Here is an 11,879-nt window from a genome sequence, read left to right on the forward strand (position 1 = left end):
CTCCTTGATGATCAACTTTGTACTTGAGTAGGAGCGATCATTCTTTCGGGCTTCAATAGCTCATTAAGCTCAGTTTCAGTTAGCAGCTGTTCTTCTAGAATAAGCGATTTTATAGTCGCATTGCTTAGCAATGCGCGACGTGCAATGCGTGAAGTGTTCGCATAACCGATATGTGGTACCAAAGCCGTTACGATACCAATGCTATTCTCCACATGAGCTAAACAAGCGTCTTCATTTGCTTGAATACCACGAATACATTTAGTTTCGAGCATCTCACATGCTTGCTTTAGCATCTTTAAAGAATTTAATAAATTATAGACAATCATTGGCTCCATCGCGTTTAGCTGAAGCTGTCCCGCTTCTGCAGCAAGGCTAACGGCTAAGTCGGATGCAATAACTTGATAAGCTGTTTGGTTCATGGCTTCAGGGATTACAGGGTTTACTTTACCTGGCATGATCGATGAACCGGGTTGCATCTCAGGAAGTTTGATTTCACCAAAACCAGTGCGAGGACCACTTGATAATAGGCGTAAATCATTACTTACTTTACTTAGTTTAATTGCTAAACGTTTTAAGATACCAGAGAAGAATACAAATGCCCCCATATCTGAGGTTGCTTCAACTAAGTTAGAAGCAGGTATGAGTGGTTTTTTCGAGATGATAGCAAGCTTTTCAATGGCGTTTTTGGAAAAGCCTTCTGGAGTATTAATTCCAGTGCCAATGGCAGTACCACCTAAATTTACCTCACATAGCAAGGCACAAGCTTCATGAATACGGTCAATGTCCTCGCCAAGAGTGACAGCAAAAGCGTCAAACTCTTGACCTAAGGTCATGGGTACCGCATCTTGAAGTTGAGTTCGGCCCATTTTTAAAACGTGAGCAAACGCTTTACCTTTTTCTTCCAATGCATCTTTTAATGATGTAAGTGCTGGAATGAAGTTGTCGGCAGCAAACTGTATACCTAGGCAAGCAGCGGTAGGGTAGGCATCATTCGTTGATTGGGACTGGTTAACGTGGTCGTTAGGGTGAAGGTATTGATACTCACCTAAGTTGTGCCCCAACTTGCTCAGTGCGATGTTAGCAATGACTTCATTGGCGTTCATATTAGTCGATGTGCCCGCGCCCCCTTGAATCACGTCGACAATGAATTGATCATGGTGTTGGCCATTAATGAGATCTTGGCAAGCATATACAATGGCATCGGCTTTTTCATCATCAAGCCGATTAAACTCTTGGTTGGTGCGGGCGGCGGCCGCTTTAACCATGGCCAAAGCTTTGATTAATTCCGGAAAGTGAGAAATCGGTACGCCGGTAATGGAAAAGTTTTGTGATGCACGCAGAGTTTGAATGCCATAATAGGCCTCTGCTGGCACATCTAAATTACCTAATAAATCGTATTCAGAACGAGTATTCATGACAGCATCCTAAAAAAGATGTGCAGCGTATTGGTAATACACTGCACATCAAAGGTGAAAGAGTGAGCTTTACTGAGCAATTCGTTTAAGTAAGTTTTTAAGATCAAAATCTGCAATAGATCTATAAAAACGGTCATTAAGATACATACTATTGAAACGAATTCGATGCTAAAAAGGGAGTTCGTAAATGGACTTGATATGATGCTCTCTGATGTTTTTTTAACACCAGTTAGCACTATTTTTGGGGTTTAACTGCGGGGGTGGACACGTTAGTATGCAAGTAAATGGGGGTGTTTATGAATGAAAGTTTTCCAGAAAACCTAAGGTTACTCTGTAGCTATTATAAATCTATTGCAGACGTGTGCCGACGACTGTCAATTAATCGTCCGCAATTTAACCGCTATTTGAGCGGTACCACCTTTCCCTCAAACAGCACCTTGCGTCGAGTTTGCGATTTTTTTGGGGTTGAGGAGCATGAAATCCTTTTACCTCATAGCCAATTTCGTCGTTTGCTTCAAGTACGTCCAATTGCCGAACAAGAGCCTATCGCATCTACTTTAGAGCAACAATATTTTGATAAGCTGAACAGTATTGGTCAGCATGGTATTGATAAGTACGTGGGCTATTACTTTGAATATTATTTATCGATGGCTTACCCAGGAAAAGTGCTGAGAACATTGGTATGTATAGAGCGCCAAGGCAGTAAAACTTACTACCAACGCACTGAGCGCTTAAACCCTCGTCGTACTGGCAAGCCCTTTCATGGTATATACAAAGGTGTTGTTCAGTTTTTGGGAGATCGGATCTTCTTGCACGACTACGAAACACTAACCAATCTCGAAATGACGCAAACGATTTTATACCCCACGTTTAAGAACCGAGTGGATCGACTAACGGGACTGCGCTTAGGTGTGTCAGGAAGTGGAGAACGAATGCCGTGTTGTTCACGTGTGGTTTATGAATTCATTGGCAAAGAGATAAAGCGTAATAAAGTGTTTCCCTTGCTAGGGTTGTATGATTTTGATGATGAACACTTAGATGATGATATTCGTGACTCCATTCGCAATGATATTGCTGAGGGAGAGTGGCATTTTCGAGCGCGCTTCTAAACTCGTGTTTGGCTGATAAGGAGATTTCAGTATGATTGATCATAAAGCGTGGTGTAATCGTGACCTGACAGAGCATCTTAATGCTGTCATTAATGACATCACAGAGAATAGAGATGCTGTTTTTATAGCGCCGTTTATTGAAGTGGCGGATATAAAAAATAAGCCTTTATCTGGGGCCGTGGTTTCGATTAAAGCAACCTTTGACGTGAAAGGACACTCTTCATCAGGCGGCACGACGTTGCTTAAAGACCGTCCGGCCCAGCAAGACGCTCACGCTGTCGCATTATTAAGAGCAGCTGGCGCAAGCTTAATTGGTCACACGAATATGACTGAGTTGGCCTATTCAGGTGTTGGCTTGAATCCGCATTATGGAACACCCAATAATCCAGTTGTTCCAGGTTGCATACCGGGAGGGTCAACCAGTGGTGGTGCTGTTACTGTCGCAAAGGGAATGGCTGATATTGCGTTGGGAACCGATACGGGGGGATCGTTACGTATCCCCGCCGCTTTTTGTGGATTAACGGGCTTTAAGCCAAGTCAATCAAGTGTTTCGCGAGTAGGGTGCTTACCGTTATCTGACTCATTGGACAGCGTTGGAGTGATGGCGCGAAATGTTGAAACGTGTGAGCTCGCATGGAATGTGCTGACATCGAATAAAGCGTCTCAGCAAGCTGATGCACCTCTTACCCTCGTAGTACCGAAAAATTTTGGCTTTGATGATTTAGATAAAGACATTACTGACGGTTTTAAAGTGGCGCTGGATCACTTAAAAAGTCATGGTGTAGTTGTCCAGCATTGCGATTTATCGTTATTTGAAACGTACAAAGCTTTGCCCGTATGGCAGTTTTCTGCAGTTGAAAGTCGACGCTATTACAAACAGCTGTTCTCGTTAGAGGATGGGCAACTAGACCCGCGTGTGAAGCAACGCATTAAGCGCGGTGAAGGGGTATCAGAGCAAGTATTTATGGAAACGTGCGCTCAACGTAGCGCCTTAATAACACGCTTTCAAAGCGAGCACGCAAATACCGTTTTTTTAATGCCAACTGTTGCTTGCTTACCACCTAAGTTTGATCAGTTCGAATCCGATGAAAATTTTGACCGGATTAATCTGCTTTGTTTAAGAAATACGACGTTTGCTAACGTCATCGACGGATGCAGTATATCCTTGCCATACAGTTTCAATTCTAACGTCATGGGCCTCATGCTGACAGCCATGAATGGTAAAGATCAATCGTTGCTTAAACTTGCCAAAGTCATCGAAACAGCTCTTAGTTAACGGTCATGTTCCCATTAAAACGAACGGTTGCTTGTTTCGGCTGGCTTTAAGTTTGCGTTAATACTTTCTATTTAATCTTACCTAGTCAACTTTACTTACTAGGAGATAGATTATGAAAACCATTCTTTTAACGTCCGTTTTAGCATTAACGTTTGCCGGGGCTGCGGTAGCGGGCCCTAAATGTACTGATGAAGATCGCAGTATGTGGATGTCCCAAGATCAAATGAAAAAGCAAATAGAAGAACAGGGTTACCGCATTAAAAAATTTAAAGAAACAAGTGGTAGCTGTTATGAGATTTATGGGTATGACAATAAAGATCGTCGCGTTGAAATATATTTCCATCCTGTAACGGGAGACGCTGTAAAAGTAGAAATCGATGATTAAGTAACGACTTCAGGAATCCGCACATGAAGACTCATGGAAAAATATGGGATCCTGTTATCCGTTTGTTTCACTGGTCAGTGGCGCTTGCGTTTTTGCTTAACTATTTCTTTTTTGAAGAAGGCGGTGATTCGCATGAGTTGGCAGGCTACTACATTCTCTGCGCTCTGGTTGTTCGTTTGGTTTGGGGAATGGTAGGCAGTCCCAATGCTCGTTTTAAAAACTTTTTCCCATCCGTGGCGGGTATTAAGGCGCATATACATATCATGCGTTCTGGTAAAATCCCCGAAGATAACGGCCACAACCCGATAGGAGCGTTGATGATCTTCGCCTTGTTATTTGGCCTTTGTGTGACGGGATTAAGTGGCTGGAGCTTAGAGGGAATCTTTTGGGGAGAAGGCTGGGCTGAAGAGCTGCATGAAGTGGCTGCAAACATGACTTTTACGCTGGTACTCGTTCATACTTTAGCTGTAGTTGCTTTTAGTTTGATTGGGCCAAGAAATCTTATTATGCAAATGATTACAGGGACAATATCTAAGTAACTTAAACAACGGGTCATGAGTGGCTTAATTTTAGAAAAGGCGGATTATCCGCCTTTTTTGTGTGTAAAAAGTATTTGTAATTTTATGTAATAATTCCTATTTCGGGCAAGTTTTTGCACTTTTTTTGCTTTGTATCTATATTCCGGTTTTTATCAATGTGATCTATGTCAGTATTTTTTATATCAATTTTTGTTTGTCTGTCGAAAATACAGATTAGTTATTTCTATAAATTATATTTTTAGGCATTATCCGCTCGTAAATTACGCCATATTATATAAATGTTACGGAATGTAAATGAGAAATAATCTCCCTATTAATTTGACTGAGCGTCGCTTTGCAGATGATGCTCTTCTCATTTCTACGACGGACCTCAAAGGTTGTATTGTCAGCTGCAATCAGGCATTTGTAGAAATTAGCGGATACGATTACTCAGAGTTAATTGGTCAGCCACACAATTTAGTGCGCCATCCTAATATGCCTGAAGCGGCATTTGAAAATATGTGGCAGACACTAAAATCTGGCAACGCGTGGATGGGTCTCGTCAAGAACCGCTGTAAAAATGGTGATTTTTACTGGGTCGATGCGTACGTCATGCCGATTTATGAAAGTGGGAAAGTAATTGGATATGAATCGGTCCGCTCTTGCCCGAAGCGAGAAGACGTAGCTCGTGCTGAAAAAGTTTATCAACAATTAAAGAGTCCGAGCGCTTTCGCAACGCTCATAGATTGGTTTGTAAATCCAATAGTACTGGCTGTATTACTCGTCTTGATAGTGGGAAGTGCTTTCGCTGTGTTTTCAATGCAAGTGGCATTAATAGTAGCGTTGTTTATCAGCACCTTAATCAGTCTTTATTTATATTCCAAGCAACGCCTAATGATGTCAGCAATCCAAAAGCACTTGGGTGATAATGCATTTCAGCACCCATTGATTGCGAAAACCTATTCGAATCATTCCGCACCAGTCGCACTTTTGTCGATGGGGATAAAGTCATTGCATAGTCGTATGATTACTGTGCTTACGCGTATTGAGGAATCTAGCTCTGCAGTAGAACTGCAAATGGAAACCTGCTACGGCTCATTGAAATTGAGTCGTGACAAAATGCTGGACCAAAATAATCAAACCGATCTAATGGCCACAGCGATGACAGAAATGTCCTCAACAACCGATGAGGTGTCGCGCCATGTGACGGAGAGCGCTGACTTTACTCAGGCCGGAGCGGTATTGATGCAAGATGCGGCCGTATTGGGTGGGAGCGTAAAACAGTCTATCGCGGAGCTCACCAGTAAAGTTCAGTCTGTAGAGCAAGCGATCCATGACGTTCGTTCATTAACAGATCATATCTCCACTGCCACTCAGTCGATCGATCAAATAGCCGAGCAAACTAATTTGTTAGCTTTGAATGCAGCGATTGAAGCGGCCCGTGCAGGGGAGCATGGGCGTGGTTTTGCGGTTGTCGCTGACGAAGTACGGAACCTTGCGTCTAAAACTCAAGCGCTGACACATGATATTGATGAACAAGTGAAATCTCTATCACAGAGCGTTATTAGTACCGCTAATCTAGCAAGGGTGGGTGCAGAGGCATCTATGCACAGTATGCAGTTAGTTGACCAAGAAGGGGCTTTAATGGAGCAAGTTAGCCAGCGAATGAACGATATAGCTGATCGAACCATGCAAATGTCGGCTGCAGCGGTACAGCAAGCCAGTGTGATTGATGAGACGAGTACTCAAGTTGTACGCATTGCTGAGCTGGCTCACGAAAACACTGAACTTATGAATGTGTTCGGTGCGGCCGTTGAAAAGTCCAGGCAATCGTCTGTTGATCTGCATGAATTGGTTCAAAGGTTTAGGAAATGACAATGAGTCAAGATGGAGTTTTGTACCGAGCACTGATTAGCTCAGCAGCAGATGGCATCATTATTATTAATTATTGTGGTTTGATAGAAGAATTTTCTCCTGCTGCAGAAGACTTGTTTGGCTATTGCGCCGATGAGGTAATTGGTCAGAATGTATCAGTATTGATGCCAGAAAACGTTGCCATTAAGCATGACGAGTACATTCATGATCATTTGACTACGGGCCATACTGAAATCATTGGCTGGGGTCGAGAGGTCACAGCGCGTCGCAAGAATGGTGATCTTTTCGATATGCATTTATCCGTTGGGAAAACCTCTGATAGTGATGAAAAACCATCATTTGTGGGTATTTGTCATGATCTAACTGAATACAAAAATACTTTGCGGCAGTTGGAACGGGTCGATACTCGTTATCGAAGTGTCTTTAATAGCCAAGGCTTGTATATCGTACGGATGGATTTAGAGGGTGAGATTTTACTTACTAACAGTACCTTTGATAGCTTATTTTCCATAGCAGGTATTAAGCGAAGCGATAATTTTATTAATTGTCTTTTTGATGCTAGCCGAGAAGAATTTATTGGGCGAATGACGCTGTTAAAGCATGGTGGAGATAACGAGTTTAAGCTGCCTTTAACGCTACAGATTGGCGCCAGTCGTAATGAAGTGGAGTGGTGGTTGCGTCGAGTGATGGATCACGAAGGGCTGCATATACAAGCGGTAGGTATCGATATATCAGAAAAGGTCATTGCCGCGAATGAGGCCTACTTTTTAAAGCATTTTGATGCTGTCACTAAACTGCCTAACTTAGAATATCTGCGTAAAAAGTTTGATCAATTGGAACCGACTACTGATAAACAGCCCTATGCTTTTGTGCAGTTTGAATTGTCTAATTTCAAGCGCATGCTTAAGTTAGATGGTGACTTAGAAGTTGATGAAAAGCTGCGCCGTATTAGCAGTGTGTTCGAACAGGATCCCACTATAATGATGGCAAGCCGCTTATCTGAAGGTTGCTTTTTAGTGGTGTATCGTGTGCCTGAATACAGTGTCGTTGAGGATTATGTCACAGCCTGTTTATCGAACCTACAAGCATTACTGAATCTTCGTGCAGTGGTTAGTTCCGAGATGAGAGCAGGATGTGCTTTGTATGAATCTTGTGCCAGCTTTGACCTCTCAGTCAGTCGTTCTGATGTTGCGTTAGGCTTTGCTAAGCAAGAAGAGCTGCCTTTTGTGTTGTACAACGACTCGATTCAGAGAGATTACGAGCGTGCAAAGCAAATCGAAAGTGGGTTGGTCGGTGCATTAGGGCAGGGCAAAATAAAAGTGTTTATGCAGCCTAAAATCGATCTAAACACTGGCGCGGTGTGTGGCTATGAAGCTCTGATGCGCTGGTTTGACGATCAGCTGGGGTTTGTGTCGCCTTTGGAGATCATCAAGGTGGTACATGAGCTGGATTTGGTCATAGAATTAGATAAGTACATTATTAGCAAAACGTTAAATGAGATATACGATCACCAGTCTCTTTTTTGTGAAGATACACCTGTTTCGATAAACGTCTCGGCAAAAAGCTTTGTGCGGCGTGATGTGATTGAGCATTTAGTGTTGGGGCTACAAGAGCGTGACTTGCGTTCTGAAGTTGTCGAAGTTGAAGTGACAGAAGACGCTGTCCTATCCATCGGTGAAGTCGTTAAAGCCAATGCTGATTTACTGCGCTTACATCGTATCAAAATTTGTCTAGATGATTTTGGAACGGGGTATTCTGCGCTGAGTTACCTCGGAAAATTACCATTGGATAACCTTAAAATCGATCGTGTTTTTGTAAATGACGTTAAAACACATCGTGGTAGAGTGATGTTGGAAGCAATCATCTCTATTGCCAAGTCCTTAGATTTAACAGTGACGGCGGAAGGCGTGGAAGACGAAGAGCAACGTCAGATATTAGCGCAAATGGGGTGTGACTTTGCGCAAGGTTTTTTGTTTTCAAAGGCATTGCCTATGTATCATCTAGAGCGATTTCTGAAAAATCATACTTTAATAGCCTCAAATACTGCGACAATAAGTTTGAATTAATAGCTACTCTATCCCTGTTTTTTTACCCTCTTATCATACAGATGTCAGCGTTGAAATATTTTTGTTATCAAACAGTCATGTTAATAACACCAAACTGACATGCTTGTTAGGCTTAATAGATGTCGATTTTAATTAAGGGTGTGGCACTGAGTGGAAACGTGTTCACAGCCTCATAACTAGAAACGATAATTTGAGGGAATACCGATGTCTGTTAAGCAAGATCAAATGTTAGGTTTTGATGAGCATGATGAGCTAGTTCGTCCTGCGCCAGAAATGGTTGAATTTGAAGAAACGGCTAAAAGCATGGTTTCTCGTCGTGGCTTCTTGTCAGGTGGCGCGGCTGTAGGCGCGACAGCGTTTGTAATGGGCTCTACTACATTTGCTGCCGGCAAGGCATTGGCAGGTGAACAAACTAATGAAATGTCTCGTCTAGCTTTTGATATGGTGAAAGCAAACGCAATGGATACTGTCACTGTGCCGCAAGGTTACAAGTGGGAAGTTCTAGCGTCTTGGGGTGAACCATTATTTTCAAATGCACCAGCATTTAACCCAGCAACAGGCGGTACGGGTGAGTCACAAGAGCTAGCATTTGGTGATCACAATGACGGCATGGCACTTTTTTCGCACAACGGTCGCCAAATCCTTTGTGTGAACAATGAGTATACTAATACTTCAACGCTGCATGCTAATCGTACAGACGGTGTGCCAACGACTGCTGACGATGTTCGTAAAAACAAAGCTGCACACGGTGTTACGGTTGCTGAAATTGCACGTCGCGATGGTAAATGGGGTATTGTAAAAGACTCTGAATACAACCGTCGTATTACCGCTGATACAGAAATGGACATCACGGGTCCGGCACGTGGCCATGATCTAATGAAAACCAAAGCTGATCCAAAAGGCGTGGTTGCAAAAGGTACTTGGAATAACTGTGGTAACGGCCAAACACCTTGGGGTACCTACCTTACGTGTGAAGAAAACTTCAATGGTTACTTCTCCTCAAGTGATAAAAACTATGAATTGACGCCGCAGATGAAACGCTACGGTATCAGTCATGAAGACCGTGGCTACAAATGGGCAATGGCGGACTCTCGCTTTGACTTGTCAAAAGACCCACAAGAACCAAACCGTTTCGGTTACATTGTAGAGATTGATCCACTTAACCCTACTGCACGTCCTAAGAAGCGCACTGCACTGGGTCGTTTCAAGCATGAAAACGCTGAAGTAGAAGTGGCAGCTAACGGTCATGTTGTGGTTTACCTAGGCGATGATGAGCGTGGAGAGTTCCTTTACCGCTTTGTCTCTAAGAATAAATTCGTTGTAGGCGGCGATAATAATAACCTTCTAGAAGAAGGTACTCTGTACGTAGCTAAATTCAATGATAACAACACCGGTATGTGGTTAGAGCTAACGCCTGAATCAACGGGTATGAGCGAAGCAGAGATTGCGATTTACACTCGTGAAGCGGCATCAAAAGTGGGTGCAACCACGATGGACCGTCCTGAGTGGGTGGCATCTAATCCAAACAAAGCTGAGGTATACTGCTGTCTAACTAACAACAAGAACCGTGGTGTTAAACCGAACGCGGGTGGTGACGAAACCCCAGCTGGTGGGCCAAACCCACGCGTTAAGAATAACTACGGTCAAATTGTTCGCTGGCGTCCAGAGGGCCAAGATCATACTGCATCTAAATTTAATTGGGATCTGTTTGTCATGGCGGGTAACCCAGCGGTATATGATGATGCATATGCTGGCTCTAAGAACATTAACAAAGACAACATGTTTAACTCACCAGATGGTCTAAAGTTTGACTCAAAAGGTCTGCTTTGGATTCAAACGGATGGTAACTACTCGAACGAGAAAGGCTTTGCAGGTCAAGGTAACAACCAAATGCTGGTGGCCGATCCTGAGACAGGTGAGATTAAGCGTTTCCTAGTAGGGCCTAAAGAGTGTGAAATTACGGGTGCTACTTGGAGTGCTGATCGCACAACCATGTTTATCAGTGTTCAGCATCCGGGCGAGAAAGGTAATTCAAACTGGCCTAATGGAGCAGGTTCAGTACCGCGCTCAAGTGTGATCGCGATTTCACGTGAAGACGGCGAAATGATCGGCTAGTTACGTATTAGAGTATTGAATAAAAAACGGCGCATAAGGCGCCGTTTTTTTTAATTAAAACATTGTGTTTAAAGCTCTTAGCTAAAAAGCTTTTGTTGCAGAATTGCTTAGATGAAATTTCATCAAAAAAAGTGAGAAAAGAGAATTACTTTTTATTAGGTGGAATGGCTTCCGGTATCAACAGTATTTCATCTAAGAAAATAGCAAATAACTCTGCCTGAGAGTTGATGCCAAGTTTCTTATATAAGTTTTTACAATGTACTTTGCTTGTTCCAAATGCAATGCCAAGCAACTCAGATATGGCTTTCAGCGAATAACCACGAATGATCAAAGTGCTATGTCGCGTTCTCTTGTTGTCAGTGTGTGGTTGTCAAATCGCTTGAGTACCTGAGACATAGGGTCGAGCACAATTAGGTTGTGATTTTTTTCAGAGGGCTGTTTTAAGAAAAGTTGTCTCTGTCCCCAGTGTTGTTTAAGGAATGCGCGAATAAGTCAGCTAATTAGCACTAAGCCATGGCTGATTTGATTTGCTTTTCAATTTGCTCAAAACCACAGTTTTTACCGTGTCTTGTTTCCTAGCGCAAATAACACGGCGAGCTTATTGTCATTTTTGATAGTCTTTTATAGGCTACTTTTCGGAAGCCAAACTGGCACTTGAGTATTCGAAACAGGTGCTCTACTTTTGCTCTGATGCTCGCTTTTATATACTCAGTATTGATGGGCTTTTTATTAATACGGGGATGCTTCTTCCATTCCCGACCCTTGCTTGGAATCTCTGCAGTCAACCAGTCTAACTTCTTATCTTTGGTTTCCTCACGTTTCTCAACACCGCGATATCCCAAGTCAGCGGATACAAATGTCTCATCCCCATGCACCAGCTCATGGATTTGGTTTAAGTCATGCTCATTGGCGGGTGTTGTGGTGAAACTGTGCACCAAGCCACGTGTAGCATCGACCCCAATATGCGTTTTAAGCCCGAAGAACCATTGGTGGCTTTGAAACATATTGTAGATGATTGCTTGACGTAGATATGTTCGGCTTGTTTGATATTAGAGTATTAAATATAAAAAACGGTGTCTCATGCACCGTTTTTTTTAAGTTGCATCAAATAGCTTAAATG

At 42.8% G+C, this 11,879-nt stretch carries 9 protein-coding genes and 1 pseudogene; 7 read left to right on the forward strand and 3 right to left on the reverse strand.

Going from position 1 to position 11,879, the window contains the following annotated elements:
- Window positions 1-11: 11 nt before the first annotated feature.
- On the reverse strand, window positions 12-1,415 hold the full coding sequence (locus tag AYW75_RS06965) for an aspartate ammonia-lyase (RefSeq protein WP_067097362.1): 1,404 nt from the start codon (window positions 1,413-1,415) through the stop codon (window positions 12-14).
- Between the two features lie 296 nt (window positions 1,416-1,711).
- Between AYW75_RS06965 and AYW75_RS06970 the strand changes: the two genes are divergently transcribed.
- The 7 genes from AYW75_RS06970 (at window position 1,712) to AYW75_RS07000 (ending at window position 10,759) form a co-directional block, all read left to right on the forward strand.
- Window positions 1,712-2,524: a helix-turn-helix domain-containing protein gene (locus AYW75_RS06970; RefSeq protein ID WP_067097365.1), complete on the forward strand. Its 813-nt coding sequence runs from the start codon at window positions 1,712-1,714 to the stop codon at window positions 2,522-2,524.
- 31 nt (window positions 2,525-2,555) lie between these two features.
- Complete coding sequence (locus AYW75_RS06975) at window positions 2,556-3,800, forward strand: amidase family protein (protein WP_082856429.1); 1,245 nt, start codon at window positions 2,556-2,558, stop codon at window positions 3,798-3,800.
- Window positions 3,801-3,912: 112 nt separating this feature from the next.
- Window positions 3,913-4,185 carry a PepSY domain-containing protein gene (locus tag AYW75_RS06980; RefSeq protein WP_067097368.1) on the forward strand — a complete coding sequence of 91 codons (273 nt, stop codon included), beginning with the start codon at window positions 3,913-3,915 and terminating at the stop codon, window positions 4,183-4,185.
- Window positions 4,186-4,208: 23 nt separating this feature from the next.
- Window positions 4,209-4,724, forward strand: a complete 516-nt coding sequence (locus AYW75_RS06985) for a cytochrome b/b6 domain-containing protein (RefSeq protein WP_067097371.1) — start codon at window positions 4,209-4,211, stop codon at window positions 4,722-4,724.
- A 294-nt stretch (window positions 4,725-5,018) separates the two neighbouring features.
- Entirely contained in the window at window positions 5,019-6,578 is a 1,560-nt protein-coding gene (locus AYW75_RS06990) for a methyl-accepting chemotaxis protein (protein WP_067097374.1), read from the forward strand.
- A gap of 2 nt (window positions 6,579-6,580) precedes the next feature.
- Window positions 6,581-8,644: an EAL domain-containing protein gene (locus AYW75_RS06995; protein WP_067097377.1), complete on the forward strand. Its 2,064-nt coding sequence runs from the start codon at window positions 6,581-6,583 to the stop codon at window positions 8,642-8,644.
- A 204-nt stretch (window positions 8,645-8,848) separates the two neighbouring features.
- Window positions 8,849-10,759 (forward strand): PhoX family protein, encoded by a 1,911-nt coding sequence (locus AYW75_RS07000; RefSeq protein ID WP_067097380.1) that lies wholly within the window; start codon window positions 8,849-8,851, stop codon window positions 10,757-10,759.
- Between the two features lie 145 nt (window positions 10,760-10,904).
- Here the strand turns inward: AYW75_RS07000 and AYW75_RS19215 are convergent, their stop codons facing one another.
- Both AYW75_RS19215 and AYW75_RS07010 read right to left on the reverse strand, forming a co-directional pair.
- Window positions 10,905-11,090 (reverse strand): helix-turn-helix transcriptional regulator, encoded by a 186-nt coding sequence (locus AYW75_RS19215; RefSeq protein WP_067097383.1) that lies wholly within the window; start codon window positions 11,088-11,090, stop codon window positions 10,905-10,907.
- Between the two features lie 227 nt (window positions 11,091-11,317).
- Window positions 11,318-11,745 (reverse strand): annotated as a pseudogene (locus tag AYW75_RS07010) (transposase); the annotation flags it as partial.
- Window positions 11,746-11,879: the final 134 nt, after the last annotated feature.

Origin of the sequence: Marinomonas atlantica (assembly GCF_001639725.1) — a bacterium.
Taxonomy (GTDB): domain Bacteria; phylum Pseudomonadota; class Gammaproteobacteria; order Pseudomonadales; family Marinomonadaceae; genus Marinomonas; species Marinomonas atlantica.

Excerpts from the sequence above, each read along its gene's own strand:
- AYW75_RS07000 (WP_067097380.1), top strand. The coding sequence starts at position 8,849 with ATGTCTGTTAAGCAAGATCAAATGTTAGGTTTTGATGAGCATGATGAG.
- AYW75_RS06990 (WP_067097374.1), top strand. The coding sequence starts at position 5,019 with ATGAGAAATAATCTCCCTATTAATTTGACTGAGCGTCGCTTTGCAGAT.
- AYW75_RS06970 (WP_067097365.1), top strand. The coding sequence starts at position 1,712 with ATGAATGAAAGTTTTCCAGAAAACCTAAGGTTACTCTGTAGCTATTAT.
- AYW75_RS06985 (WP_067097371.1), top strand. The coding sequence starts at position 4,209 with ATGAAGACTCATGGAAAAATATGGGATCCTGTTATCCGTTTGTTTCAC.
- AYW75_RS06995 (WP_067097377.1), top strand. The coding sequence starts at position 6,581 with ATGAGTCAAGATGGAGTTTTGTACCGAGCACTGATTAGCTCAGCAGCA.
- AYW75_RS06980 (WP_067097368.1), top strand. The coding sequence starts at position 3,913 with ATGAAAACCATTCTTTTAACGTCCGTTTTAGCATTAACGTTTGCCGGG.
- AYW75_RS06965 (WP_067097362.1), bottom strand. The coding sequence starts at position 1,415 with ATGAATACTCGTTCTGAATACGATTTATTAGGTAATTTAGATGTGCCA.
- AYW75_RS06975 (WP_082856429.1), top strand. The coding sequence starts at position 2,556 with ATGATTGATCATAAAGCGTGGTGTAATCGTGACCTGACAGAGCATCTT.